This is a genomic window from Gilliamella sp. B3023, from assembly GCF_026536845.1.
GTDB classification, from domain to species: domain Bacteria; phylum Pseudomonadota; class Gammaproteobacteria; order Enterobacterales; family Orbaceae; genus Gilliamella; species Gilliamella apicola_E.
In genome coordinates this window covers 1-23,336 of record NZ_JAFNNH010000008.1, presented here as the reverse complement: position 1 = coordinate 23,336, position 23,336 = coordinate 1, and the positions used below count along the sequence as shown (strand labels likewise).

Below are 23,336 nucleotides of genomic sequence, written 5' to 3'. Positions count from 1 at the left end.
ATTTCCTTTAATTAGTTGCCACCTGTAACATACTGTGAAACAGCATAAACAACATGCCGATTGTTAGTACACATGTACAAAAAAGGGCGTACATTTGTTCACCCTTGTTTAGTCTATAATCATTTTTAAATCGGTCTGTTTCATGTACGTTACAGCCGACATGGTCAATCGGTATTGTGTTCATTTATACCCCCTCAGGACGTCTCGTGAGAGACTTTCTCCAGTCGATACCGTCTGTGTTTAGAGTTAGAACATTTAAGGCGTGATCATCAGAAATTGGACACCAATAGCGACCGATAATGAGTGGCTCTTTTTTATAAAAAGACACCTCACCATCGCTATCTTTTGCCGCCCATTTCCATTCTTTATCAATCATCGCCCACATTTCTCTGGTGATCGGTAATTCGTGGGATTTGATACGGTAGTTTGTATTCAAATAAACAGCACTAGTGGCAGATGTTATCCACCCTTTGCCGAAGCGATCATAAAGTTCAACCTCAACCCCCTGCATTTTTGCTAATAAAATCTGAACCATGTGTTCCTGCTGTGCATTTTGTGGTGTTAATTTATCCATTGTTTTTTTCCCTCTCTTTTAACCAATCTGGACGCTCGCCCTTACCGCAATAAAAATCGATAATATCTAGCAAGCGTGGGTAAAATTGTAGAGCTTTTTTACCATCCATCTGGGTAATTCTTTTTTTTGAAAATTGACGCCAATTTTCTGCAAGGTGACATTGACATCCAGCGCGAACGTAATCACCATTTGCTATTGATATGAAATATGGTTCACCTAGCATAATGAATGTTGATTCTGGCAAATTAGCACCGTGCAAATCAGCGCCACTCAAATCAGCACCGCGCAAATCAGCATCACTCAAATCAGCATTGCGCAAATTAGCGTCGCTAAAATCAGCACCTCGCAAATCAGCACCGCGCAAACTAGCGTCGCTCAAATTAGCACCGATCAAATTGGCACAGTTCAAATTAGCACCGTTAAAATTAGCATCACTTAAATTAGCGTCGATCAAAATAGCGTCACTAAAATCAGCACCTCGCAAATCAGCACTACTCAAATCAGCATCGCTAAAATCAGCACCCTGTAAATTAGCTCCGTCCAAATCAGCCCCCCGTAAGTTAGCTCCCTGTAAATTTGCGTTTTGTAGGTTAGCTCGTCTTAGAACAGCTCCATGTAAATTAGCTCCCTGTAAATTAGCTCCCCACATGTCACTACCTCTCAAATCAACATATTTCAAGTTTGCGCGTTCTAAATCCGCGTATTGTAATTTACATTCTTTTAAATAAGCTCCCTCCAAATCAGCACCGCACAATTTAGCTTCTCCCAGATTCGCTTTATGCAAATCAGCGTATGGTAGGCTAGCCCCTTGCATTAGTGCTCTCCACAAATTAGCATTTTTCAGGTTGACCTCTATTAAATTGGTGCGTTGCAAATTAGCACCCCGTAAAACGGCATTTTCTAAATCAGCACCTCGTAAATCATTGCCTTGCAAGTTTGCATATTTTCCGTTCACATGCAGGGTGTCTAGCCATAAATTATGTTGTTCTAAAATTTCTTTAATATTCATTGTTTATTACTTGATTCTGTAAAAAAGCCCTCAGGTGAGGGCAATAGGATGTAGCAATGTGCCGTCTTTCCGAGCTGTCATTATCTTTTCATGTATTCAGCTTTTGCTTGTGAGTAGCAGATATCAACGATAAATTGGTTATATATATCAGCATCAATGCTCTTGCTTTCCAGTTTGATTTTGAGTAGTTCGATGATTTGCCAATCATTGTCATTACCAAAGTTTTTGATTAGTTCTTCAGCTCGGTTTTCAATCCATTCTTCTTTAGCGTCTTGCGCTTCAATGTTATTCATCATTTTGCTGTATGCTTGCTCATATGAATTTTCAACACATCTAAATAAGTTATTCATAATCAATCCCTTACATTCATTTCAAACTCAAGCCCACTCACTGAATGGGCTTTGATTTGATCACTGGTACATACCCCAGTAGGTGTTGCGAATCAATTAGCCTCAGCCAGTGTTGCCTTGTTACGTGAGTTATCGACAGGTCTCCCCGATAAGTCCGTGCGAATTTTGCTCGCTAGGGTCTAAGCATCTTTATTACTAATCAATTCGACTTTTCTAATTTTTAAAGAGCTTGAAATTAAATGCGTTTAATCATGTTTAATTTCTATGTTTAATATTAAACACTTTTACACAAATAGTGTCAACACATTTGTTTAAGAATGTTTAATTATTTTGTTTATTTTTTTGTGTAAATAAGATAAGTTATTGATATTTAATAAATCGATTAATGATTGGTTGGTTGTTTTTTAAACAATCAAGGGGCTGGGTATAAAAAAAGCCCTTCCGGGCTTTAAAATAATATCGGTTAATTTTTATTAATCATCTAGAGAAGAGTGCCACCACATCCGCCCTAACACCTGAAAATCACCATTTTCTATTTGTTCTTTACTAACTATCTCGTCGGGATATGCTTGATTGAATGATCTTAATGTTATTGACCCGTCAGCATTTCTAATCAAAACTTTAACTTTCTGCAGATCGTAAACTCTTACAGCATAAATTTTTCCGTCTCTAATTCGAGTGTCAGCCATATTAATTGATATTATGTCTTTATCAAATAATCGAGGCTCCATACTGTCACCTGAAACTTTTACAACTTTAGCCATGTTTATGGGTATGTTTCTTTGTTTAAGCGTTGTTGCTCTAAATGGTAATGTATACATTTCCTGCTCCATGCTGTGGCATGTTCCATAGCCAGCTGATAACTCAACATCTAATACTGGTATGGTTACAAATTTTCCGCCTGTTTGTTCTTCTTTTGACAATGATTCCCATTCTATTGGGTTTAATTTGCTATCTTGTAGATTTTCATCTTCTCCATAAAGTAGCCAATTAATATTGTATCCAAGTTTATCCGCAATTAATTGCGCTTTTTTACGACTAATTGCCCCTCTGCTTTCCCAATTGGTTACATTTTGTGGGGTAGTACATGCTATTTTTGCTAATTCACTTTTATTTATTGAATGATCATTCATTATTTTTTGAATGCGTTGAGTTACTGAGCTCATCGGGGGTCTCCTGCGATTTATGTTTATAATTTTACACAATCCGTGTAATCGTTCAATAAACAAAAATACATGTATATGTTGCAAAAATAAATTTTTATGTTTATATTATGTGTAATAATGTGTAATATATGTTTAAGAGGTGTTTATTATGACAGGTGAGTTATCACCAATTGATAAGGCAATTAGAGCTATTGGCGGAAATAAATCAGAATTAGCACGTCTAGTCGGATGCAGTCCATCTAATATCACGAACATAAAAGCGCGAGGAGGAAAAATCCCGTGTAGGAATAAAGAAATTCGTGACAAATGGCTAAGCGTTACAGGATTAAGTAAAAAAGAGTTATTTCCTGATCTCTATTCGTAATCACAATAAATTAGCAGGGAATATGTATGCAAATAATCAACCCAAAATCACAACAAGATTTAATAAATCTGATACTGAAACAGCTATAAGCGCAAGGTTGAGAGAAAAAAGCAAACTTTTGAAACATGTTTTTGTAAAAAAAGTAAATAAAATCATAAACCCAAAAACTAAAAAACCTTGTTTTTACTACACGCTAAAGAGGATTAACAATGAATCCAACTGATTTTATTTATAAAAATATAAATCAATTATTAATTCAAGACGGTTTTAGTGAACTAATTGCGTCAAGCTCTGCAAACAAAGGTGTCGCTGAGTACAAAAGAAGATCTTGCGCATCACAAAACGGCAAAATCTTTGATGATTGTTTAAAAGCCGCAAGGAAACACGCAAAAGAATTGATTAAGTCAGCTCATTAGTTCGCACCTAATGAGCATAACGATTGAGAAATAATACATGAAACAGAATAAATCATATCAAAAGGCATGTCAACGGGCAGAAAAACCAGATGAATTAACGATGATTGCTTTAGATCATCCTGATTTTGGTAAACGACTCATTGATGAGTTTAAAAAGTTGAAAAGGAAGTTGCCATGTCCACAGCAAAAGTAATTAGTTTCTATCACGCTAAACAAGGCGTAAACATGGATAATTTAAAAAAGGGCTATATTGCATTAACTCGAAGCATAAAGCGTGCAGAATGGGCTAAGGACGCAGTAAAACGAACTCTGTGGGAAAATCTATTAATTGATGCTAGCTACAAAAGCAGAGTTGTAAATTTTAAAGGTGTTGACTGGAATTTATCTCGCGGACAACTAGTTACAACTAGGGAAATTTTAGCTAGTCAAATCGAAATTGGAGGTAAACCAATTAGCGCATTAATCATACGCAGAGCGTTAGAGTTTTTTGAAAAAAAAGGCATGATTTCCAAGTATGGCAACCGTTTAGGCACGGTTATAACTATCACAAATTATGATGTTTATCAGTCATATTTTTTTGACCAATCAAATGACCAAAAGAATGACCAACCTCATGACCAAAACAAAGTTAATAATAGCAACGCTTTAAACGATGTTAATGACCAACCTTATGACCAATCAAATGACCAAAAGAATGACCAACAGAACAATAAAGTATTAGAACAAGAAAGTAATAATAAAAATAATACCCCTATATCCCCTAAAGGGGAAAAATCGAGTGCTGAAAATTTAGCGAAAGAACTTTTGGCATATTACAACCAATCACGTAATGCACGTTGTCAAGATTACAGTCCGTTCTTGAAAGTTTTGGATAAATACAATCTGGATGAAATCAAGCTTGTTATTGATTGGTTTGATGCTATGGGTAAAGCAAAAGCTAAGCCACAAAACATCTGCCGTATAACTTACTTTGATGGTTATTTATCAGATGCAATTAAGCGACAGGAATCGTTACAAACTTATCAAAATGTTATTGATACATTCAATGAAATTTGTGGTGAAAAATTGGGATGCGTTGATGAAATAACACCTAAGCGTATTGAAAAAATCGATTCTATCGTCAAAGTGGTTTCTAAACGCAATAATGATTTCTTGCAAGCGATCCGATCCTACTTTGAAATTTTGATGGAAACTTCGTCTGACCTTGATATTTGCAATCCTAAAACCAATTGGGCTATGAATTTTGACAATGTTATGACAGTTGAAAAATTAGATAACACGCGTTCGAAATATATGAAATTACAAGGGGGTTGCCAGTAATGAATAATCAGCAATTAGAAGGTGCGGTTATTGGAGGGCTTTTACTAAATGGAGCTAATCAAAATTCCTTTGATGTTTTAAATATGCTTTGTGATGAGGTTTTTTCTATAGGATTGTATCGAACACTTTACCAGGAAATAAAACAGCACGCTTTATCTAAAAACTTAATAGATCCGTTGATTATCAGTGAAAAATTATCTGGTAACGATTCGGCTAACATGTTTGAAACCATGAAGATGTGCCATAGTGCCGCTAATGTTAAAGGCTATGCTCGGATGTTGGTAGAAAATTATCAAACCAAAAGAATAAGCTATCTTGTTAAGCAAGCCAGTAACGATATAGCTCAAGCCAATAACTTTGAAAACACTAAAGTGATTATAGGAGATCTGATTAAACAAGTTAATGATTTGTCCACAGAAGTTGATGATGTAGAGCCAATTCACATTAACGATGTGCTGTTAAATATGTTTGATACGCTTGAAAATAGAATGAATGGCAAAGAAAAAATAATCAATCTTGGCTTACCTGATTTAGATAAAAAAATAGGCGGGCTGGAGCCTAGCGATTTTGTCATTATTGCAGGTAGACCTTCAATGGGGAAAACTGAGTTTGCATTAGAAGCGATTAAGCAAATGGCTATGAAAGGGCAGGGGGTTTTAGTTTTCTCTCTTGAAATGTCTGCCAATCAGTTAGCACAACGGCAAGTTGCATCATCAACAAATTTAGCTACAAGTAAATTTAGAAGCCCTGAAGAACTAGACGATAGCGAATGGGGAAAAATCAGTATGGGTATTAGTCAATTAACTAATTTACCAATTTGGATGGTTGATATTTCAGATTTAACAATTGAAAAAATTCGAAATATTGCAAGACGACACAAAAGAAAACATCCAGAACTAACTGCTATTTTTATTGATTACTTAGGGTTAATTAAACCTCCTAAAGCTGAAAGATTTGATATTTCCATTGGCATTATTTCTCGTGAACTTAAATCAATGGCAAAAGAGCTTAGAACCCCTGTTTTTGCATTGAGTCAATTGTCACGAAAAGTTGAAGAAAGACCAAATAAACGACCAATGAATAGCGATTTACGCAATTCGGGTGAAATTGAACAAGATGCAGATATTACATTGTTTCTTTATCGTGACGAATATTACAACAAAGAAAATTTTAATCAAAAAGGGATAGCGGAAATCATTATTGGTAAGGCTCGAAATGGTGAAGTAGGCACTGTATATATGAGTTTTATTAATGGGCATTTTCATAATACGGATCAAGCGATAGCTCATCAATTAGCAACGGCAAAGACAGATACAAAAAATGCGAGAAATAAAGTGCCGTTCTAATTTATGCCCACAGGGACACTATCACATGCTAGACAAAATGGCATATGACTATGTTACAGCGCTGAGGAAACGAGGGGCAAACGTAGCAAAAATTAAACATGAACTAGCCGAACAAGTTAAAAAATATCCGAAAGAAGATAAAGAAAAATTGAGGGGGTTGATACAAAAATGGCTTACAAAATAACAGCAGAAATTAAAAAAGGTTGGCAAAGCTGGGGATCAATTGTTTTACATCGTGATTCTAAGATAACTGAAAAATCATTAATTAAAAAACTATCTACAGTTAAAACGCAATTCGGTAAATCTAAAGTTGATGTGCAGGTGCGTAATTTTGCGTGTGAGAGGGTTTAGAGATGAGTGATTTAGTTGTAATAGGTGGCGTAGTTATCGTACCACCAGCGGAACGAGCTGGAGAACTCGGAAAATTTATTGCTAAAACTAGAATTGATTTAGGGTTTACTCAGGCTCAACTGGCGAAAAAAATGGGTGTGAGCAGCACAACAATATCAATGATTGAAAAACGAAAAAAGCCAATTAGCGCAGAGTTAATTGAGGCATTTTTTAATGCTGTGAATCTTGATGCTGGTGAGCGAACTAATTTTATTCAGCTAGCTGTGACGAATAACGTAGCAATATACGCAGAAAAAACTATAAAGAAAATAATACGTAGAGGTTGATTATGAACGACAACGTAAAAAATCCAAAACACTATCAAATAATCGAGGGAATCGAATCTATCGACATCATAGCGCGTAGCATGACTGTAGAGCAGTTCAGAGGGTTTTGCCTCGGTAACATTCTGAAATATCGAATCAGGGCAGGTAAAAAAGATGCGTTAGAGCAAGATATCGCAAAAGCAAACGAGTACAAGAAGATTTTTGAAAATAAAAAACATATGTGTGTTAGGGGTATAAATGCATGAGTAGTAAATTTTTAATAAAAATTTCATACACGTCAATCATAGTCATAGCCATTCTTATGTCTAAATTGATTAGCGAAAACTTTATAGTTATACCAAAAATTGTGTTTTGGTTTGAATGTTTCATTTTGTATTTGGCTACTCTCATTTCTTCTGAAAAGCTTATTAAAAACTGGGATTATTTAACCAATTTTCATATAGCTTGGAACTTGATTTATGCCATTTTATCGACCTTTTTTATTGCGTTTGAAGGATGGTTTGTCCTTTTATGTTTTTACATTCCAGCTCAGATTTTTGGTCTAACAACATTAATCAAGTTAAACCAAATGGTTGCGAATAAGGAGTTAGCAGATGAGTGATGAAGCGATTGTAATGATAGTTACATTTCTTTTTTGGGGATTTGTGATTTGGAGAGCCACTAAGTAATGGAAAAAAAGAAGGTTTTTAAATTAGTTAGCGAAACAGTAAAAAACAATTTGATTGATTTTGTCCGTTCATTACCGACAGATAGTAAAAACCCGCTAGTAGTTTGCATTCAAGAAATGACTAGAACGTTAGAGCAAAACGCTCGTATGTGGGCAACATTAACGGATATATCGAAACAAGTTAATTGGCACGGATTAATGTTAACTCCAGAAGAATGGAAGCACGTTTTTACTGCAACACTAAAAGGACAAAAAACGGTACCCAATTTGGATGGTACGGGCTTTATTGTTTTAGGTCAATCAACAAGAAGAATGAGTAAAAAAGAATTGAGTAATTTATTGGAGTTAGCATATGCATTTGGAGCTGAGAAAGGCGTTAATTGGAGCGAGCAGTCTAAGTCAGATTTATTAATATTTGACTGGTACAAAGACCAATTATCTAAGGTGGCATGATGGAAATCAAATTAACAGACAAACAATTTGAACAATTACAAACTGAGTTGATAAAAGAGGCTGTTCGCAAAATAGATAACGGTAAGAAAAAATTTATTGATGTGACTGCTGTTTTTGGAGATATAAACCAACAACCGCCAAAGACAGGTTTAGTTTCAATTTGCATAGCTAGCATTGTAGCACTGGTAGATTATCCAAATTCAATCGTTAAGTCAGATATATTGTTTAACATAGGTCGTGACCATTTCTTTTGTACATCAACCGTTGAGGAAATTAAGCAAATGATAAAAGAGGCTGAAAACAATGAAAGATAAACACAAAGAGCAGCTAAAAAAATATGATGAAACCGAACAAGAATTAGATAGGAAGCTCGAAATAGTAAGAGAGCAACGCAGAGAATACATAAATCAGCATGATTTAAATAAGGTTGATGATGAGCAGGATATTAAAAATTATTTAAGGGGCACATGATGAAAGCATTATTTTTTACATTTTTTATGATTATTTTTATTACAGCGGGGTTTATGTTCATGGCGTACGTTGGTTGTGGTGGATATTTTCTTAATAAAGAAGTGGGATTTACTGGAGGCATTTCCTTCCTTTCTAGTTTGATATTCTCGCCGAGTATTTTCGATTTTTATAACGACTATGTGGATTAAAAATGCCAAAAAAACACAAACTAATTAAAACAAGTTTTAAATGCCCAGAATGCAAGGGCGAATGCTTATACAACGTTGGTTTAGATTTATTTGTTTGCAATCGTCCGCTAATGACTGCAAACGGCGATGTTAAAGGCTCTTGTGGTAAGTTTTATGACAATGGAGAGAGATTCAAATAATGCTAAAGCAGCAAGTTTACCGCAATAAGAAATGGCTTGACGCTGTTAAATCAATTGAATTTTGCGTCTTATGTGGGTGTTATTGTCAAACTCAGCCAGCACATAGAAATGAAGGTAAGGGAATGGGGATTAAAGTGGATGATTGTGCGCTGCATTGTGTAATCAATGTCATTATCAAATTGATAACGGTAAAGAGCTAACAAGAGAAGAAAGGCGAACTTTATTAGATAAAGCTATTGTATTAACGGTTATTCAATTAGCAAGGTGTGGAAAAATAGGGGTAATGAAAGCATGATTCGATTAACTTTACCTTTTCCTCCCAGTGTCAACATGATAACGACCGTTGCGAGAGGTAGAAAAATTACATCAAAACGGGGGCGGGCGTATCGTAGTTTGGCGTTATCTATTATTAAACAAAATAAAATTAAATTAATTGACGCCAAAAGGATTAAGGTTGAGCTTAATTTATATCCGCCAACAAAAGCAAAAAGAGATATAGACAATTATAGTAAGGCTGTATTGGATGTATTAACAGAGGGCGGAGTATATATAGATGATAGTATCATTTATGAATTGAATATTAAAAAACTAGAACCAGTAAAGCAAGGTAAAGTTGACGTTATTATTAGTGAATTAAACTGAGGTAAATAGTGCTAGCAGAATATAAATATGTTGAAGATGAGCCGAAAGAAATTGTCAAGCCCGTTGCGTCGGTTAGGTTTAAAGCTGATTATGATATTACGGACGTGCTTAGACTTTGGGGGAATTGGTCGAGGAAAGATGCTTATGAAAAGCAAGGTACACTCAATTTGTATCAATCTCAAGAGCCTGAATATAAGGAATTATGTTCAGATAACGACGGATTGATTATAGATGGCATCATTTCAAGCATGAAGAGTATTAGATTCCAAAAGACCAAAGAAGAAGCTCTTGTTATAATAAAATCATATTATGGCGACGAAATATTAGATGATGATTATGTTTTTACTGAACGCTACAAAGTAAAAGAATCTTGCTCTATTATTATTAGACCAAGAACTTTAAGAGAAATAGCAATGGAATTTGGTTGCAGTGAAGCAAGTATTAGGAAAATTAAAAGCTCAGGCGAAAGTCATATTATAGGTGCGCTAGCTCAACAAACCCAGCAAACGGGGATGGAATTAGAATTATTTAAAAAATTAAATTTATTTAAGTAATGAGGGGTTGACTGCGTACGCAAAAAGTAGTATAAATATGTCAACATGAAATAATTGTATATAAAGCTCGCAAATGCGGGCTTTTTTATTATTCAAAGGAAAGCCTCAATTAAGAGGCTTTTTTTGTTATCTCGGTAAAATTTTATTGCTTCAACAACAAGTTTTGCTTCAGATAAACCAAAATCTATAGCTGTTTGCTTAATCATTGCAATATCATCTATATTTAACTTAAAAGCTTTGTTTTTGATGCCACGTTTTTCATTACTACGTTCATTTATTTCAGCTCTGCTTAATGCCATGCAATCACCTTGATTTTAAATCGCTAAATTGTTATATTTAAGGTCGCCGGAGAGGTTTCCCTCTCCTTTGAACTACTTTAGAATGCTGGGGAGCTTATCAAAAGTAGTAGAATTAAAATGAGTATTTTGAGTTTCATTTTACTTCTCCTTAAGCCCTCGTCTTAGGTCGGGGGTTTACCTTATCAAGCCCCTTGCTTGATGATTATTATTGTAAGGTACCCTACAATAAAAGTCAATATCATTTATTAAAAAAGTTAGGTATTTTTTACTGTTATTTGGTGTTTGAAATGGATTTCATAAAAAAAGTAGTTCTGGTTTCTCTGTTTATTTTATTTGCATCATCAACCGCATATGCAAAAAATTGCAAAAAAGGCATCCCCTGTGGTAATTCATGTATTTCAGCCACTAAGACTTGTCGAATAGGTACATACTCAGCAGCTCCAACATCGAAACCAAAAACAACCCCAATAACACCAACAGCTACACAAGTTGCGATTAGTAAGCAAAACTTTAATACGGCAAAAACAAAACTGGTTCAGTTATATAAATCAAATCCAGAGCAACCAACTTTTTATTGTGGTTGCGATTTCTCATTTAGCAATAAATCAGGTGTAGTTGATTTCAGTCAATGTGGGTACGAGCCAAGGAAGAATCTAACAAGGGCTAAACGCATTGAATGGGAGCATGTTATGCCAGCCGAAAACTTCGGCCGACATCTACAATGCTGGCGAAACGGCGGGCGAAAAGAGTGTAAAAAAGATTCTCGATTCAATGAAATGGAAGGCGACTTACACAACCTTCAGCCGTCCATTGGAGAGGTAAATGGTGATAGGTCAAATTTCAGATATTCGCAATTTACAAAAGAGTTCACTCAGTACGGACAATGTAAAAGCGCTGTAGATTTTCAAACTCGTAAATTTCAGCCAAGGGAAGAAATCAGGGGCACAATAGCTCGCACATATTTCTACATGTCAGATAGATACAATATCAATTTATCTGATTCGGAGCACAAACTGATGACAGTGTGGAACAAAGAACATCCGCCTGAAAGTTGGGAATGCGAGCGTAACCGCCAAATCAAACAAATTCAGGGTAACGATAATAAGTTCGTTACTCAACAATGTAATTAAGCCGACGGAAGTCGGTTTTTTTATGCCTGTTTTGCAATCAGCATTAACACACATCAAAACACTATATTTACGCTGATTGTATTTTTTATTATCAATATTGAGTATTCACTCATCACAGAATCGGTAGCAATGCTAGACACACACATAACTAAACATTAGCTAGTACGCTACCCCTCATTTAATAAGAAGATTTAAACATGCCAATAAAAGACCCTAACAACGTCAATTGGACAGTTGTTGTTTATTTATTTTTCGTCACTTTGCTTGGTTCTCTATCAAGTTATTGCTATCAGTTTCTAAATGGCAATAAATTCAATATCTGGGTGTTATTTGCGCAAATATTTATATCGATATTTGCTGGAACGCTTGTTGTATTAGCCGCAAGTTATTTTAATTGGGACTTTGAGTTAGCAGGAGGTATAGCTGGCTTAGCTGGATGGTCAGGTGCAGCGTTAATCAAGGCGTTAGAAGAACGATTAATAAGAAAAGCCAAAGGAGATGATTAATGAAATTAACTGAACATTTCACGCTAGAAGAATTTACACATTCATTAACTGCTAGTCGTTTAAAAATTGATAATTCAGTACCCCAAAATTTAATGCCAAATGTGCAACTGACCGCTATCAAATTAGAGATGGTTAGAAAAGCACTGGGTAAGCCGATAATTATTACCTCTGGTTATCGTTGCCCCGCATTAAATGCAAGAGTAGGCGGAGTGTCAACCAGTGCGCATACACAGGGGTTAGCTGTCGATTTTCATTCACCGTATGGTACCCCTAAAGAAATATGTCAAAGATTGATTGATGCTGGTGTTCAATTCGACAAACTTATACAAGAGCATAATCAATGGGTACACATAGGATTTAGTCCTAGCAATAACCGGCAAATAGTATTAACAGCCGTAAAGCAAGGTGGTAAAACTATTTATAGGAGCGGTTTGCTATGAATAATGAAAAGATATTGAGCATATCATTAATCATTATCACTTTTGCTATTTATTTTTGTTATAACAATTTTGAAGAAAAAAAACGATTAAAAGACGCTAATGCTGAGCTAACTAATCAAATAAATCAGTTAGAGCAAACCATATCTAGAAACAACCAAATCATCGCAGATAACGAATTATCAAAACGTGAACTAGAAAAACAATCACTAGAACGGCAGGAGCAAATTAATGAGCAACTCAAAGATAATGATTGTGCTAAGCAGTTTGTGCCTATGCCTGTTTCTGCAAGCTTGTACAACCGAGCGAAAGGCATACGTGAATCGACCGATACCACCCAATCTATTAAGTGACTGTTTACCAAATTTACCACCTAATCCCATGACTTTTGGTGATAGCCTCCGATATAACGAGCATTTATTAAATGTCATTGAGAAGTGTAATGCAGATAAAAGGGCAATAAGGGAGATTAGCAATGGATTACAGTGAATTTTTTAAAGAAATTTTGAAACAAGATGAGTCTGAGTTTAATTTTCATGGACCTGTTAAAACTGCGTCTTTACCCTTAGAGTTATCTAATGATGCTATAAAGCAACTCTTCGAGCAAATTAGAGACATTTTGCTTGAATATAAAACAATCCAATACAGAAATGTTAATGATGAAATTGATAGTTATTTAAATAACTATTCACTTTTACCGCATAAAGTATAAAAAATCACGAGCAGCTATAAAGAATAACTGCATATTTAATCAGTTACACTTAGAAATGACACTAACTCTAAGTTATAGTTATTCTTTGAATGGTAATGGTATAATAAATCATCTTATTGTTTGGATGGTTGTTTATGAAAAAAATATTATATTGCTTTATATTAACTTTATTCCCTTTTATTGTATTTGCAGATAACGCTAAAAAAGATGATTGGATAAATCCATATCTTATAAAAGGTTATATTTCTTACAATGATTTTAATAATTTTATATCCTCTAAAGACGAGAGAGCTCAATCATTTGGTACAGCTTATTTGTCTGGGATTGTTAATACATTTAATTGGGAAAATATAGCACGTGAACAAAAAGGGTTACCTAAAATTTACTGTGCAAAATCGGCATTACAATTACCTGAAGTTAAAAAGTTGATGAACCAATATGCAAACTTATTTAATGGTGAACCAATCAAGAAATTTGGTGATGGGGATTTATATTTTTTTGTTAGACTTACTGTGAGATATTATCATCCATGCCCTGAAGAAAATAAGTAAAGCAATACATAATAGAATCCACAAGAACCGCTTAATTGCGGTTTTTTTGTACCTATTTTTTTTGAAACATCACAAACCCAATTCAACTTTTAATTAATCATAATTACCCCTGACTTGTAAAATCGATATCTACAAGTCGAATAAATTCAAATCATTTTTCAATCAATCATAATGCCAACACACGGCAATTAATAACAAGAGCCACTTAGGAATGAGTTTTAGATGGCACCAGATGGTTTTCATGGTTACCTCTCTTGGACTGGTTCCCTGTGTGACTAAAACTCATTTCTAATGGAGAACACCATGAATATTACAATTTTAAATACTGCAATAAAACAAAATAAAAAAGGACTATTTTGTATCAATGATATACATAAAGCTAGTGGAAATGATAAAAGCAAGCAGCCATCAAACTGGTTACTCCTTGATTCTACTCAAGAACTAATCCAAGAATTGGAGCACTCCTCAGATATGAGGACTGGACAAAAAGCAATTGAGGTTATAAATGGTGGTAATTATCGAGGTACATATGTATGCAAAGAATTAGTTTATGCTTATGCTATGTGGATTAATGCAAGGTTTCATCTTTATGTAATTCGAACCTTTGATGAAGTAATCGAGCAAGATTTTCAACGACAACGATTAAGAGAATTGGCAAAAGTTGAATATAAGCCAATGACTGATGCAATAAAATTTGAGAAGGAGCATCAAGGCAAAGAAGTTAAGTATTACCACTTTAGTAATGAAGCTGATTTAATCAACCGTATAGCTTTAGGGATGACATCAGCGAAATTTAAAGTATTTCACGAAATAGGAAAAACAGAATCAATTCGAGATTATTTAACTCCGTGCCAAATTAAATGCATTACTGACCTTCAAAGAGCTAATACAGCATTTATTCAATTATGTATGGAGTTTGAAGATCGAAAAGTTAAGCTAATGGAGCTATTCAAACGAAACCATATTATTTCATTGTTTGATGAACAGCATCATATAGCCGCCTAGTGCGGCTTTAATATCAAAATCAAAAAATTCCATTTAACTTAAAAATATTGATTAAAAACAGAACACTGTATGTAATTACATGTATGTGCATAAAAACAGGATGTGAAGTATGAAAAATGGCATTTATTTTGCGAAATTTGATAGCAATATGTCTGATTGGGGGAATGGGATTATCACAATTCGAGAGAATAAAGTGAATGGTGGTGATTTTGGTTGTTTCTATCGAGGTGAAATTAAAGAGTCTAAGATAATTCTTCATTTAACCCAGCATAGTGTACAAAATACTTCAGTATTTGGTGATTTAAAAGAGTTTGATTTGGATATCAAAGAAATCGGGTCAAATTTGGAGGCAGATGGTAAAGTGGTTGGTCAGCCACAGTTAAAATTCAAATTCAATTAAAATTTTTATCTGATTTATTTTGATATCAATCGGTTGTATAAAGACCGAAATTAAGTGGCTTTTTTCTGTCTAAAGGAAATTATATGATAAAGGGCGAAAAGAAAAAAATAGCTTGCCTAGGTGAGCTTGCTGATTGTCTTGATAAGGTCGAAGAGTATTTGCTTGGAGACTATGAAACATTTGGCGATGTAGTTCTAAGCGTTGCAAGGTTAGCTTGTTATCTTTATAAGCTCTTTATTTTGTGTAATGATGAGAGATAAATATTGTAATAAAAAATATAATGGCAAAAAAATGAGTAAATTATTACCTTCAATAAATAAAAATGAAAATATCCTAAGCCCCAACATATTGCTTTTAAACGTATACAAAGATGAAATAACAGATGAAGACCCGTCTTTTATGATTCTTCTTGAAAAAAAAGAAGTTAAAACTTTAGATAATTTTACATTAGATACATTAACAATTTCTTATTCTGTATTAAATATGTATGGTAGTGGAAGGTTCGGAGCTAGTTACAATAAACGAACAGATCGTGTTTCTATTACTTCTGAATCTTCGTTTGAAGGAGCAATATTCCTAGATCCACAAAATATAAGAGGATATAGAATTGGAACATATATTATGAACCAGATAATATCATGGGCTAAACACAATTATTCAAGCGCAAAACTTGAAACTATATTTCTTTATCAACCACAAGCTACCCCAGAAAACAAAGAACGAAGAAATCATTTTTATGAGCAATTCGGAATAAAATTCAATTACAGTAATGATAAAAAAGAAGAAGGAATATCTTGTCCAATTAAAATAAATCGACTTAATACAGTGGAAACATGGAAGAAGAACATAAGGGAAGAAATGATAATTGATTGCATTACTGATATGGCCGAAACAATTAAGGATCAAAGAAGTGAAATTAGAGATTTATCTAAGGGTAATAAATTGCTTTCAGAAAGTGTTGAATATTATTTAAAAGAAAATATATTTCAGTATCTTGTTCGTAATATAAAATATAGTTTTGTAAGAATAGTTGAGATATTAGTAATTTTGCTTATTTTTCTCTTGGCTATAAAAAATTTTATCTAATTCATATTATCAATCTTCAACTTTACAGGCTCTACAGAATTATCTAGCATCACAAAATCAGCTATATCTTAGATAGTAGTTTGCGTTTGATACGAAACATAGTTATGATCTTCGTCGCAGTCTATGGTATTTCAATCCAGACGTAGCTATATTTCTAGGTCTTCAGGCGTCATTCTAATATAAATTAATATTGCGTATTTTACTGTGATCATAACTTAGGGATATAGTATTTATGTTAGTTTTTTTAACCAGTACGTCTTCGGGTCTATAGCAAATGCATTTAGTTTAATATTTACTATTTTGTTGCCTTTTGTATTGTCAAACCAGCTATTTAACCCCTTTATTTGTTCCGTTGTTAATGCCAATTTTTTGCGCAAATAGTTTTTAATATTTTTCATAAATAATAAATCTTTGTTGATATTTTGATTTAAAAATTGGTTTATCCAGAAATCACAAGCATAAATAGCTTGTAAATTTTGGTATGAATATTCAGGGTAATCTGGCGATATTACTAATTTTGATAAAAATCGAATATCGGTGCTTGTGAGCGTATTAGAGAGATATCTTTTATAAATATCATTAAGTTTATTATATTTAATTTTGGGATAATGATTTAATTTTTCAACTCGTAATAATAGATATGCAATAGCTTTCTCACGATCGAGTTCTTGGTTATTTATTTGTGAAGGCAATTGATTATTACTTGTAGTAATATGCTTTGATGTGGTTTGTTCTTTCACATCAATCTCTAAACAACCTTTCGTAAGGTCAGGAACTCTTTCATTGGGATTTACAACATACTTAGGGTTCTTTGCACATTGAGGACCGCAGAAAGCTTCATTTCCTTCATTATTGACAACAACATAGCCTTTGCCGCAAGTAATATAATGTTTTTTATTACCAAAAATACATATGCATTTCTCAGTAAAATCAATTCTTATAATAGTCCATGTCATACATGCTATATTCCTAGTTTTTTTAATTTTATAATATGCCAATTTTTACGAAAATAATAGATTAAAATCCATCATTTCGTTAAATGTATCAAGTTATCAAAAACACTATTATTAGTATTAATGTTATCAATTTTTTTAAAAGCTAAAATTGAAGTAAAAGTTGGGATGTGGGAAGCAAAAGAGTTAGAATGATTAATTCATATCAAATCAAATTATAAATATTGTCTACAATATACTTTAACGGTATATGTGACTTTACTTATTTAATTTGTTTTTAATAAATCATTATAAATCAATTGAATTTGTAATTATCGCGAATCCTGTAGGGGACGCCATTGAAGCTATATATAATCAACGAGTCATAAGTTTAATCCTTAATATCTCTCATACTTAATCACACTATTCAAAGTGTTTATATCATAATAAATTGTAATAACTAATAATTGCATTAATTTAATTAAATCAATATTATAAAATGAATGTTATAAACGGTATTGATAATTCTATAATATTCGTTTATCCATATTATCATTTTCAAAATTATTAGAATTTATGAGTGAGTATTAATTGAGTATTAAAAAAATTCGAAACATTATCTTAAGTATTATTGTTTCAGTTGTTTGCTATTTTTTTGTTAACCAGTTTGATCTATTTAATAAAAGGTCTATTCGTGGCCAACTCTTTAAGATTTCTTAGTCACTGAATGAACGCACTCCAATTCGTCTAGATCAATTTACTGTGTTGACCACATCTTATGCAGAAAACAATACGTTAACTTATAGATATATTATTGAAAAAATTAATTTTAATTAGATAGATAAAAGTGAATTTGATAAATTCCGTGATTTTTTGTTTTCTCAAATAAAAAATGATGGTTGTACTAATGATCAAATAAAACAATTATTAAAAAGAGGCGCAATTTTTCAATATCTATACTCCACCGAAGAGAATAAATATTTGTTTATGATTACCTTAAAAGAAAGTGATTGTTCAGGCGTAAAACCTATTGATACAACAAAATAAAAAAAGAATCTAATATAAAAGTCCGTCATCTATAAAATCGTCGTTCTGAATTTGCCTGGTTATTAATTTTGGTTCGATTTTTTTACGCTTTTTATTAACCCTATTTAATATTTAAATATTGCAAATTTAATTCCTTAACGACGGAATTATTAGCATAATATTTAGGAGCTTTAACTTTTTTATATGGGATAATTAATCTTTATTAAATTTCTTAATATGATTGATTATTATATTCAAAGCGAGCTTGCGAATAACAGATGTCAACGATAAATTGGTTATAAATATCATCATCAATACTTTTACTTTCCAGTTTGATTTTGAGTAGTTCGATGATTTGCCAGTCATTGTCGTTACCAAAGTTTTTAATTAGTTCTTCGGCTCGGCTTTCAATCCATTCTTCCTTGGCATCTTGCATTTCAATATTGTTTAACATATTGCAGTAAGCGCTTTCGTAACCATTTTCAACCAATTTATGTAACTGCATAACTCACCTCGTAGCAATTTGTAGCATCCAGTAGAACAAGCCAAATAATCCACCTAAAATCACAAAGTATGTGCAAAATAGGGCAAACTTAATTTCGCTGTCTGTTAACTCATAATCCTTGTGAAATCTATCTTTGATTTTTATATTCACAAAATCTTTATCAGTCATATTTCCCTCGAGAAAGCCCTAAAAAGAAGGCAAAGGAGCTGAAATGTCGCCTTTCCGAGCTTTGAATACTAGTAGACACTCTTTATAAAATTGTCTAGAAATATTAGGCGGCAAATTGATTGTTATCAAAACCGCTGTACTTTCATATGCCCCAGCTAGCTACTTGAATCTCGTTAACTAGTTAAATAACTCGTAGTCTTGTTTAACTTTGTTGTTAAGTTGATTGGTTTTGATGTGATAAATGATAACTTAGGTTATTAGTTATGTCAATAATAAAAGTTATCAACCCTAAAATAAAGTTATCAAAGGTTGTTGGGTGAGGGGATCTTGATAGGTTAATACTAGTCTTAGGTATGAAAAAACCGCCGAAGCGGTTATTGTTATATCTTTATTATCAATCCAATATAGACGATTGCCACCAAACACGGCCTAAAATAGTTATTTCATCTTGAGACACTATTTCATCATCATAGCCAATGTTATAACTTTTGATTTTTATTTGATTGCCAGGCATTTTTTCTAAAATTTTTATTCTTAATAATCCATCGTGATTGATTGCATAGATTTTGCCATCTCTAACATATGTATCAGCTTGATCGATTGCTACTGTAGAACCATCTCTAAATACAGGTTCCATGCTGTCTCCATAGACAGTTAGACATACAGTGCATTCTTTATCAATGCCATATTTCCGCATTGTTGATTTGGATAGGCGTAATTTATATCCGTTATAATCTTCAATATCATCAGTGAAACCATCACCAGCTGCTAGCCGTACATCCTTATAAAATGGAACTTCAATTTCATCATCATCTAGCGGTGTTTTACTATCCCAATCTTCGATAGATCCTAATACTGTCGCATTAGACTTATTTTTGTTTACTTTGGCTTTACCAACACCTTTTGTTAGCCATATAGGATCAACGTTTAATGCGTTAGCGATTTCTAATATTTTTCGTGATGTACTGGATTTTCCTGAAAGCAATTTTTGAATAGCTGGTTGGCTAATTTTTACTTTTTCGGCTAGTTGATGCTGAGACATCCCAGATTCTTTTAATGCCAAATTTAATCTATCTGTAAATGTAGTCATGCTTTTTTCTCGGGGTTGTTAATTTTTTAATTATATAACTCAAGTTATCACTCATCAAATAACAATAGTTATTGATTTATCCAATAACTTTGGTTATTATTGATAATAAATATTATCGTTAGATTTAAGGAATAATAATTGAGACTGCTGCAAAAGCTATCCATATTTTAGGAAGTTAAAGGAGATAAAAAATCACTATTAGATTACACAAAAGGGGGTATGGACACATTAAAAACTAAAGTCAATGCGTTCGAAACCTTACAACACTTGCAAGTGATAAAACAATCAATTCAGCACAAACATAAAATTTATCCGATTGTTAGATTAAAGGCATGTATCCACGATTTAATAAATTACCAAATAGTGACTGAAATTATTTATAAAAATGATAGCAATTTTGCTGAATATTTTTGAGGTAAAACAATGAATATAGTTGAAATATTGAAATTGAAAGGAAGACCCAACGCCTATTATCCAAAAATGGCTAAGCCGTTAGGTGGTGTTAATGCAGCTGTTTTATTTTCTCAATTATTTTATTGGCAAGATAAAGCTATATCTGATTTAGGGGTGTATAAAACGCGCGATGAACTTGAGGAAGAAACTGGTTTATCTCACAACGAACAAAGAACAGCTATAAAAAAACTACAAGATAAAGGCGTTTTGATAATTACTGAAAAGCGATTAGATCATAAAACTTTTTACAAAATTGACAATAAAAAGGTCAATGAAATTTTAGCTAATTTCGCCAAAACTATTAATCATTTACCGCGAAATGAAGAAAGTAATCACCCCGAAGTAGACATTGTAGATTCCGGGGAGACTACAAAGTCGAGTTCGTTATTTCAAGAGATTACAACAAAGACTATTACAGAGAATACTACAAATATTATTGCGGATAAACCTCAACCCCAAAAACGAGACTTGCCTAATGATTTTAAACCCAACGATCATCATCGAAACATAGCACTAAATGAAAATGTCAATTTGGATACTGAATTTATTAAGTTTAAAGATTATTGCTTGGCTAATGGGAAAAAATATATTGATTGGAACGCTGCATTTAATAATTGGCTACGTAATGCAGGGAACTATAAAAAATCGAATCACTCTCAATCAAGATTTATGACTCTTGCAGAACGTAATCGAGCTGTCTTAGAGAGTATGAGGAGCTGATTATGGCAAAAATCTCAGATGGTTTTTTAGCAATTATTGGTGGACTTCTTGAACTCTACGGACAGCAAGCGAGTACAACTAAAATCAATATTTATTGGTCAACACTTAGTCAATACCCAATTGATTCATTGCGCAGAGCAGCCAATGTATGGGTGCGTAAAAGTGAATTTATGCCGAAGCCTGCTGATTTAATTAATTTAATGGGTGGTCCTAATAACCATTTATCACCCGATGAGGCATGGGCAATAGCAATACTTGCTAGTGATGAAACTAATACTTTAGTTTGGACTAAGGAAATAGCAAAGGCATGGGCACAAGCTGAACTTGTTTATCGTAATGGCGACAAAATTGGAGCAAGAAGAACTTTTATCGAAGCTTATGGACGTTTAGTTAACTCATCAATGATGAATGGCAAAAATGTAGAGGTGTTTGTATCACTTGGTAGCGATAAAACAAAACGTGCTGATGCAATTAATCGTGCTGTTTTCATTGGTTTATTAACACCAGAAAAAGCTAATTGCTATTTGCCTAAACCAGAAAACACGATCGCAATGCTTGAGTTTAAAGATGATCAAGTTTCAGCAAAGAGTATGGAGCATATCGCTAACATTAAAGAGATGTTAAAAAAAAGCAGAACTTGTATTAAAACTGATTAGCCTTTGTTAATAGCGACTTTATTAGATGTTTAACAAAATAGTAATAGGCTGTGTATTAGGATTAACAGCAAATGTAGCAAAAAATAAATATAAATCTGTAAAGCAAGTCAATAAACGAAATATTCGGAACAATGTAAGCAAATCGAAGGGGTTAATATTGAAATGAATTACAAAACAACGGCAAAAGTGAATGAAGATTGGCAAAGTAGGGAGAGAGTAATGAGAGAAACTAAAGATATTTTAACTGCCTGGAAAAATACGCGTATATTGAAAAGAATTGGAACTGAATATCCTTCAAAATCGGCTGTTTTTTTGGGAGCGCCAACAGATGTTGATTATCGCCAATATTTAACAGAAGATGAAGCTGAAATTGTTGATAATGCGGTACTGATTTTAAAAAATGACAATTATTCTCAATGGATTGTATTGACCGCATATTATCTGCGAGGTATTTCGTGTAACTCGCAGGCAAAAGCAATTGGGAAGCGTCCACACGATATCATTAATTTATTGAATCAAGCCGAGATGTTTATAAGAGGAAATATTTATCAATATTTTAAAAAAGTTGCATAACCGCTTGACTTTGCGCAAATGCGCATATATAATAAGGTAAAAATGCGGTTTAGAACGCACATAGTTAAACCCAGCTAATTAGTTGGGTTTTTTTATATCTATATTATTCTGTTTTTTCTAGAAAAAATAATAATCAATACGCTAGCTATTAGCTTGATTCCTTTTTTGCCAACCTCATTTAATGAAATACTAACTGTGATTTTATTTCTGTTGTAGCTATTTCAATTTATTTCCGTTTACTATATTTTTTATATCAATATTTTGACTATTTGCTCATCACTGAATCGATAGCAACGCTAGACTCAGCCATAACTCACATCCAGCTAGTATGCTGCCACTCATAACTAATAAGAAGATTTAAATATGCCGATAAAAGACCCTAACAACGTCAATTGGACTGTTGTTGTGTATTTATTTTTTGTTACTTTGCTTGGTTCTCTATCAAGTTATTGTTATCAGTTCCTAAATGGTAATAAATTTAATATTGGGGTGCTATTTGCGCAAATATTTATATCGATATTTGCTGGAACGCTTGTTGTATTAGCCGCAAGTTATTTTAATTGGGACTTTGAGTTAGCAGGAGGTATAGCTGGCTTAGCTGGATGGTCAGGTGCAGCGTTAATCAAGGCGTTAGAAGAACGATTAATAAGAAAAGCCAAAGGAGATGATTAATGAAATTAACTGAACATTTCACGCTAGAAGAATTTACAC

General features: G+C 33.3%; 37 protein-coding genes and 1 pseudogene. 30 read left to right on the top strand and 8 right to left on the bottom strand.

Annotated elements, in window-relative coordinates; genetic code table 11:
* Nucleotides 1–184: 184 nt before the first annotated feature.
* The 4 genes from J3U16_RS06390 to J3U16_RS06375 form a co-directional block, all read right to left on the bottom strand.
* On the bottom strand, nt 185–574 hold the full coding sequence (locus tag J3U16_RS06390) for a hypothetical protein (protein ID WP_267342676.1): 390 nt from the start codon (nt 572–574) through the stop codon (nt 185–187).
* Nucleotides 567–1,583, bottom strand: coding sequence for a pentapeptide repeat-containing protein (locus tag J3U16_RS06385; RefSeq protein WP_267342675.1), 1,017 nt, complete (start codon nt 1,581–1,583; stop codon nt 567–569). Before J3U16_RS06385 ends, J3U16_RS06390 begins: the two co-directional genes overlap by 8 nt.
* A gap of 80 nt (nt 1,584–1,663) precedes the next feature.
* Entirely contained in the window at nt 1,664–1,879 is a 216-nt protein-coding gene (locus J3U16_RS06380) for a hypothetical protein (protein ID WP_267342673.1), read from the bottom strand.
* Nucleotides 1,880–2,406: 527 nt separating this feature from the next.
* Entirely contained in the window at nt 2,407–3,099 is a 693-nt protein-coding gene (locus tag J3U16_RS06375; RefSeq protein ID WP_267342671.1) for an XRE family transcriptional regulator, read from the bottom strand.
* 148 nt (nt 3,100–3,247) lie between these two features.
* Between J3U16_RS06375 and J3U16_RS06370 the strand changes: the two genes are divergently transcribed.
* The 16 genes and pseudogenes from J3U16_RS06370 to J3U16_RS06295 all read left to right on the top strand — a co-directional run bounded on the left by J3U16_RS06370 (nt 3,248) and on the right by J3U16_RS06295 (nt 10,376).
* Nucleotides 3,248–3,463 carry a hypothetical protein gene (locus tag J3U16_RS06370; protein WP_187755144.1) on the top strand — a complete coding sequence of 72 codons (216 nt, stop codon included), beginning with the start codon at nt 3,248–3,250 and terminating at the stop codon, nt 3,461–3,463.
* Nucleotides 3,464–3,672: 209 nt separating this feature from the next.
* Nucleotides 3,673–3,879, top strand: a complete 207-nt coding sequence (locus J3U16_RS06365; protein ID WP_267342670.1) for a hypothetical protein — start codon at nt 3,673–3,675, stop codon at nt 3,877–3,879.
* Between the two features lie 37 nt (nt 3,880–3,916).
* Entirely contained in the window at nt 3,917–4,072 is a 156-nt protein-coding gene (locus J3U16_RS06360; protein WP_267342669.1) for a hypothetical protein, read from the top strand.
* A complete protein-coding gene (locus J3U16_RS06355) occupies nt 4,054–5,199 on the top strand; it encodes a replication protein (RefSeq protein ID WP_267342668.1) in 1,146 nt (381 codons plus the stop codon). Before J3U16_RS06360 ends, J3U16_RS06355 begins: the two co-directional genes overlap by 19 nt.
* Complete coding sequence (locus tag J3U16_RS06350) at nt 5,199–6,545, top strand: replicative DNA helicase (RefSeq protein WP_267342667.1); 1,347 nt, start codon at nt 5,199–5,201, stop codon at nt 6,543–6,545. Before J3U16_RS06355 ends, J3U16_RS06350 begins: the two co-directional genes overlap by 1 nt.
* 25 nt (nt 6,546–6,570) lie before the next feature.
* Complete coding sequence (locus J3U16_RS06345) at nt 6,571–6,729, top strand: hypothetical protein (RefSeq protein ID WP_267342666.1); 159 nt, start codon at nt 6,571–6,573, stop codon at nt 6,727–6,729.
* Nucleotides 6,714–6,896, top strand: a complete 183-nt coding sequence (locus J3U16_RS06340; protein ID WP_267342664.1) for a DUF1187 family protein — start codon at nt 6,714–6,716, stop codon at nt 6,894–6,896. Before J3U16_RS06345 ends, J3U16_RS06340 begins: the two co-directional genes overlap by 16 nt.
* Nucleotides 6,897–6,898: 2 nt before the next feature.
* Nucleotides 6,899–7,222 (top strand): helix-turn-helix domain-containing protein, encoded by a 324-nt coding sequence (locus J3U16_RS06335; RefSeq protein WP_267342663.1) that lies wholly within the window; start codon nt 6,899–6,901, stop codon nt 7,220–7,222.
* Between the two features lie 2 nt (nt 7,223–7,224).
* Nucleotides 7,225–7,467, top strand: coding sequence for a DUF3310 domain-containing protein (locus J3U16_RS06330; protein ID WP_267342662.1), 243 nt, complete (start codon nt 7,225–7,227; stop codon nt 7,465–7,467).
* Entirely contained in the window at nt 7,464–7,823 is a 360-nt protein-coding gene (locus J3U16_RS06325) for a hypothetical protein (protein ID WP_267342660.1), read from the top strand. Before J3U16_RS06330 ends, J3U16_RS06325 begins: the two co-directional genes overlap by 4 nt.
* 66 nt (nt 7,824–7,889) lie before the next feature.
* Nucleotides 7,890–8,342: a recombination protein NinB gene (locus tag J3U16_RS06320; protein ID WP_267342659.1), complete on the top strand. Its 453-nt coding sequence runs from the start codon at nt 7,890–7,892 to the stop codon at nt 8,340–8,342.
* Complete coding sequence (locus tag J3U16_RS06315) at nt 8,342–8,656, top strand: hypothetical protein (RefSeq protein WP_267342658.1); 315 nt, start codon at nt 8,342–8,344, stop codon at nt 8,654–8,656. The genes J3U16_RS06320 and J3U16_RS06315 overlap by 1 nt, the downstream gene beginning before the upstream one ends.
* Complete coding sequence (locus J3U16_RS06310) at nt 8,646–8,813, top strand: hypothetical protein (RefSeq protein WP_267342657.1); 168 nt, start codon at nt 8,646–8,648, stop codon at nt 8,811–8,813. Before J3U16_RS06315 ends, J3U16_RS06310 begins: the two co-directional genes overlap by 11 nt.
* Before the next feature lie 366 nt (nt 8,814–9,179).
* Nucleotides 9,180–9,475 (top strand): annotated as a pseudogene (locus J3U16_RS12105) (hypothetical protein).
* Nucleotides 9,472–9,822, top strand: a complete 351-nt coding sequence (locus tag J3U16_RS06300) for a RusA family crossover junction endodeoxyribonuclease (protein WP_267342653.1) — start codon at nt 9,472–9,474, stop codon at nt 9,820–9,822. The pseudogene J3U16_RS12105 and the gene J3U16_RS06300 overlap by 4 nt, the downstream one beginning before the upstream one ends.
* 8 nt (nt 9,823–9,830) lie before the next feature.
* Entirely contained in the window at nt 9,831–10,376 is a 546-nt protein-coding gene (locus tag J3U16_RS06295) for an antiterminator Q family protein (RefSeq protein ID WP_267342652.1), read from the top strand.
* Between the two features lie 92 nt (nt 10,377–10,468).
* Here the strand turns inward: J3U16_RS06295 and J3U16_RS06290 are convergent, their stop codons facing one another.
* The gene (locus tag J3U16_RS06290; RefSeq protein ID WP_267342651.1) at nt 10,469–10,675 is read right to left on the bottom strand and encodes a hypothetical protein; all 207 of its coding nucleotides are present in this window, start codon (nt 10,673–10,675) and stop codon (nt 10,469–10,471) included.
* Between the two features lie 287 nt (nt 10,676–10,962).
* Here J3U16_RS06290 and J3U16_RS06285 point away from each other — a divergent pair, with 287 nt between their 5' ends.
* From J3U16_RS06285 to J3U16_RS06240, 10 genes are all read left to right on the top strand, one after another.
* Complete coding sequence (locus J3U16_RS06285) at nt 10,963–11,805, top strand: endonuclease (RefSeq protein ID WP_267342649.1); 843 nt, start codon at nt 10,963–10,965, stop codon at nt 11,803–11,805.
* 197 nt (nt 11,806–12,002) lie between these two features.
* Entirely contained in the window at nt 12,003–12,311 is a 309-nt protein-coding gene (locus J3U16_RS06280; protein WP_065563004.1) for a phage holin family protein, read from the top strand.
* Nucleotides 12,311–12,751: a D-Ala-D-Ala carboxypeptidase family metallohydrolase gene (locus J3U16_RS06275; RefSeq protein ID WP_267342648.1), complete on the top strand. Its 441-nt coding sequence runs from the start codon at nt 12,311–12,313 to the stop codon at nt 12,749–12,751. The genes J3U16_RS06280 and J3U16_RS06275 overlap by 1 nt, the downstream gene beginning before the upstream one ends.
* The gene (locus tag J3U16_RS06270) at nt 12,748–13,101 is read left to right on the top strand and encodes a hypothetical protein (RefSeq protein ID WP_065734427.1); all 354 of its coding nucleotides are present in this window, start codon (nt 12,748–12,750) and stop codon (nt 13,099–13,101) included. Before J3U16_RS06275 ends, J3U16_RS06270 begins: the two co-directional genes overlap by 4 nt.
* Nucleotides 13,102–13,223: 122 nt before the next feature.
* Entirely contained in the window at nt 13,224–13,460 is a 237-nt protein-coding gene (locus J3U16_RS06265) for a hypothetical protein (RefSeq protein ID WP_267342647.1), read from the top strand.
* A gap of 134 nt (nt 13,461–13,594) precedes the next feature.
* The gene (locus J3U16_RS06260; RefSeq protein WP_267338478.1) at nt 13,595–14,011 is read left to right on the top strand and encodes a hypothetical protein; all 417 of its coding nucleotides are present in this window, start codon (nt 13,595–13,597) and stop codon (nt 14,009–14,011) included.
* 303 nt (nt 14,012–14,314) lie between these two features.
* Nucleotides 14,315–15,016 carry a KilA-N domain-containing protein gene (locus tag J3U16_RS06255; protein WP_267330251.1) on the top strand — a complete coding sequence of 234 codons (702 nt, stop codon included), beginning with the start codon at nt 14,315–14,317 and terminating at the stop codon, nt 15,014–15,016.
* A gap of 109 nt (nt 15,017–15,125) precedes the next feature.
* Nucleotides 15,126–15,416 carry a GrlR family regulatory protein gene (locus J3U16_RS06250; protein ID WP_267330252.1) on the top strand — a complete coding sequence of 97 codons (291 nt, stop codon included), beginning with the start codon at nt 15,126–15,128 and terminating at the stop codon, nt 15,414–15,416.
* 83 nt (nt 15,417–15,499) lie between these two features.
* Entirely contained in the window at nt 15,500–15,676 is a 177-nt protein-coding gene (locus J3U16_RS06245) for a hypothetical protein (protein ID WP_267330253.1), read from the top strand.
* 31 nt (nt 15,677–15,707) lie between these two features.
* Nucleotides 15,708–16,502, top strand: a complete 795-nt coding sequence (locus tag J3U16_RS06240) for a hypothetical protein (protein WP_267330254.1) — start codon at nt 15,708–15,710, stop codon at nt 16,500–16,502.
* A gap of 230 nt (nt 16,503–16,732) precedes the next feature.
* Here J3U16_RS06240 and J3U16_RS06235 read toward each other — a convergent pair whose 3' ends face one another.
* The 3 genes from J3U16_RS06235 to J3U16_RS06225 form a co-directional block, all read right to left on the bottom strand.
* Nucleotides 16,733–17,458 (bottom strand): hypothetical protein, encoded by a 726-nt coding sequence (locus J3U16_RS06235; RefSeq protein ID WP_267330255.1) that lies wholly within the window; start codon nt 17,456–17,458, stop codon nt 16,733–16,735.
* Nucleotides 17,459–18,692: 1,234 nt separating this feature from the next.
* The gene (locus tag J3U16_RS06230; protein WP_065734446.1) at nt 18,693–18,965 is read right to left on the bottom strand and encodes a hypothetical protein; all 273 of its coding nucleotides are present in this window, start codon (nt 18,963–18,965) and stop codon (nt 18,693–18,695) included.
* Between the two features lie 562 nt (nt 18,966–19,527).
* The gene (locus tag J3U16_RS06225) at nt 19,528–20,223 is read right to left on the bottom strand and encodes an XRE family transcriptional regulator (protein ID WP_065734440.1); all 696 of its coding nucleotides are present in this window, start codon (nt 20,221–20,223) and stop codon (nt 19,528–19,530) included.
* A gap of 423 nt (nt 20,224–20,646) precedes the next feature.
* On the opposite strand from J3U16_RS06225, the gene J3U16_RS06220 reads away from it, so the two are divergent.
* From J3U16_RS06220 to J3U16_RS06205, 4 genes are all read left to right on the top strand, one after another.
* Nucleotides 20,647–21,396 carry a hypothetical protein gene (locus tag J3U16_RS06220; protein ID WP_267342645.1) on the top strand — a complete coding sequence of 250 codons (750 nt, stop codon included), beginning with the start codon at nt 20,647–20,649 and terminating at the stop codon, nt 21,394–21,396.
* 2 nt (nt 21,397–21,398) lie between these two features.
* Nucleotides 21,399–22,052: a hypothetical protein gene (locus J3U16_RS06215; protein ID WP_065563240.1), complete on the top strand. Its 654-nt coding sequence runs from the start codon at nt 21,399–21,401 to the stop codon at nt 22,050–22,052.
* 162 nt (nt 22,053–22,214) lie between these two features.
* Complete coding sequence (locus tag J3U16_RS06210) at nt 22,215–22,625, top strand: antiterminator Q family protein (RefSeq protein WP_141677482.1); 411 nt, start codon at nt 22,215–22,217, stop codon at nt 22,623–22,625.
* Nucleotides 22,626–22,988: 363 nt separating this feature from the next.
* Nucleotides 22,989–23,297, top strand: coding sequence for a phage holin family protein (locus J3U16_RS06205; RefSeq protein ID WP_267330257.1), 309 nt, complete (start codon nt 22,989–22,991; stop codon nt 23,295–23,297).
* The last annotated feature ends 39 nt before the right edge of the window (nt 23,298–23,336 follow it).

What these genes read in the sequence shown, in the direction of transcription:
- J3U16_RS06390 (WP_267342676.1), bottom strand. Translation starts at nt 574, where the DNA reads ATGGATAAATTAACACCACAAAATGCACAGCAGGAACACATGGTTCAG.
- J3U16_RS06385 (WP_267342675.1), bottom strand. Translation starts at nt 1,583, where the DNA reads ATGAATATTAAAGAAATTTTAGAACAACATAATTTATGGCTAGACACC.
- J3U16_RS06380 (WP_267342673.1), bottom strand. Translation starts at nt 1,879, where the DNA reads ATGATGAATAACATTGAAGCGCAAGACGCTAAAGAAGAATGGATTGAA.
- J3U16_RS06375 (WP_267342671.1), bottom strand. Translation starts at nt 3,099, where the DNA reads ATGAGCTCAGTAACTCAACGCATTCAAAAAATAATGAATGATCATTCA.
- J3U16_RS06370 (WP_187755144.1), top strand. Translation starts at nt 3,248, where the DNA reads ATGACAGGTGAGTTATCACCAATTGATAAGGCAATTAGAGCTATTGGC.
- J3U16_RS06365 (WP_267342670.1), top strand. Translation starts at nt 3,673, where the DNA reads ATGAATCCAACTGATTTTATTTATAAAAATATAAATCAATTATTAATT.
- J3U16_RS06360 (WP_267342669.1), top strand. Translation starts at nt 3,917, where the DNA reads ATGAAACAGAATAAATCATATCAAAAGGCATGTCAACGGGCAGAAAAA.
- J3U16_RS06355 (WP_267342668.1), top strand. Translation starts at nt 4,054, where the DNA reads ATGTCCACAGCAAAAGTAATTAGTTTCTATCACGCTAAACAAGGCGTA.
- J3U16_RS06350 (WP_267342667.1), top strand. Translation starts at nt 5,199, where the DNA reads ATGAATAATCAGCAATTAGAAGGTGCGGTTATTGGAGGGCTTTTACTA.
- J3U16_RS06345 (WP_267342666.1), top strand. Translation starts at nt 6,571, where the DNA reads ATGCTAGACAAAATGGCATATGACTATGTTACAGCGCTGAGGAAACGA.
- J3U16_RS06340 (WP_267342664.1), top strand. Translation starts at nt 6,714, where the DNA reads ATGGCTTACAAAATAACAGCAGAAATTAAAAAAGGTTGGCAAAGCTGG.
- J3U16_RS06335 (WP_267342663.1), top strand. Translation starts at nt 6,899, where the DNA reads ATGAGTGATTTAGTTGTAATAGGTGGCGTAGTTATCGTACCACCAGCG.
- J3U16_RS06330 (WP_267342662.1), top strand. Translation starts at nt 7,225, where the DNA reads ATGAACGACAACGTAAAAAATCCAAAACACTATCAAATAATCGAGGGA.
- J3U16_RS06325 (WP_267342660.1), top strand. Translation starts at nt 7,464, where the DNA reads ATGAGTAGTAAATTTTTAATAAAAATTTCATACACGTCAATCATAGTC.
- J3U16_RS06320 (WP_267342659.1), top strand. Translation starts at nt 7,890, where the DNA reads ATGGAAAAAAAGAAGGTTTTTAAATTAGTTAGCGAAACAGTAAAAAAC.
- J3U16_RS06315 (WP_267342658.1), top strand. Translation starts at nt 8,342, where the DNA reads ATGGAAATCAAATTAACAGACAAACAATTTGAACAATTACAAACTGAG.
- J3U16_RS06310 (WP_267342657.1), top strand. Translation starts at nt 8,646, where the DNA reads ATGAAAGATAAACACAAAGAGCAGCTAAAAAAATATGATGAAACCGAA.
- J3U16_RS06300 (WP_267342653.1), top strand. Translation starts at nt 9,472, where the DNA reads ATGATTCGATTAACTTTACCTTTTCCTCCCAGTGTCAACATGATAACG.
- J3U16_RS06290 (WP_267342651.1), bottom strand. Translation starts at nt 10,675, where the DNA reads ATGGCATTAAGCAGAGCTGAAATAAATGAACGTAGTAATGAAAAACGT.
- J3U16_RS06285 (WP_267342649.1), top strand. Translation starts at nt 10,963, where the DNA reads ATGGATTTCATAAAAAAAGTAGTTCTGGTTTCTCTGTTTATTTTATTT.
- J3U16_RS06280 (WP_065563004.1), top strand. Translation starts at nt 12,003, where the DNA reads ATGCCAATAAAAGACCCTAACAACGTCAATTGGACAGTTGTTGTTTAT.
- J3U16_RS06275 (WP_267342648.1), top strand. Translation starts at nt 12,311, where the DNA reads ATGAAATTAACTGAACATTTCACGCTAGAAGAATTTACACATTCATTA.
- J3U16_RS06270 (WP_065734427.1), top strand. Translation starts at nt 12,748, where the DNA reads ATGAATAATGAAAAGATATTGAGCATATCATTAATCATTATCACTTTT.
- J3U16_RS06265 (WP_267342647.1), top strand. Translation starts at nt 13,224, where the DNA reads ATGGATTACAGTGAATTTTTTAAAGAAATTTTGAAACAAGATGAGTCT.
- J3U16_RS06260 (WP_267338478.1), top strand. Translation starts at nt 13,595, where the DNA reads ATGAAAAAAATATTATATTGCTTTATATTAACTTTATTCCCTTTTATT.
- J3U16_RS06255 (WP_267330251.1), top strand. Translation starts at nt 14,315, where the DNA reads ATGAATATTACAATTTTAAATACTGCAATAAAACAAAATAAAAAAGGA.
- J3U16_RS06250 (WP_267330252.1), top strand. Translation starts at nt 15,126, where the DNA reads ATGAAAAATGGCATTTATTTTGCGAAATTTGATAGCAATATGTCTGAT.
- J3U16_RS06245 (WP_267330253.1), top strand. Translation starts at nt 15,500, where the DNA reads ATGATAAAGGGCGAAAAGAAAAAAATAGCTTGCCTAGGTGAGCTTGCT.
- J3U16_RS06240 (WP_267330254.1), top strand. Translation starts at nt 15,708, where the DNA reads ATGAGTAAATTATTACCTTCAATAAATAAAAATGAAAATATCCTAAGC.
- J3U16_RS06235 (WP_267330255.1), bottom strand. Translation starts at nt 17,458, where the DNA reads ATGACATGGACTATTATAAGAATTGATTTTACTGAGAAATGCATATGT.
- J3U16_RS06230 (WP_065734446.1), bottom strand. Translation starts at nt 18,965, where the DNA reads ATGCAGTTACATAAATTGGTTGAAAATGGTTACGAAAGCGCTTACTGC.
- J3U16_RS06225 (WP_065734440.1), bottom strand. Translation starts at nt 20,223, where the DNA reads ATGACTACATTTACAGATAGATTAAATTTGGCATTAAAAGAATCTGGG.
- J3U16_RS06220 (WP_267342645.1), top strand. Translation starts at nt 20,647, where the DNA reads ATGAATATAGTTGAAATATTGAAATTGAAAGGAAGACCCAACGCCTAT.
- J3U16_RS06215 (WP_065563240.1), top strand. Translation starts at nt 21,399, where the DNA reads ATGGCAAAAATCTCAGATGGTTTTTTAGCAATTATTGGTGGACTTCTT.
- J3U16_RS06210 (WP_141677482.1), top strand. Translation starts at nt 22,215, where the DNA reads ATGAATTACAAAACAACGGCAAAAGTGAATGAAGATTGGCAAAGTAGG.
- J3U16_RS06205 (WP_267330257.1), top strand. Translation starts at nt 22,989, where the DNA reads ATGCCGATAAAAGACCCTAACAACGTCAATTGGACTGTTGTTGTGTAT.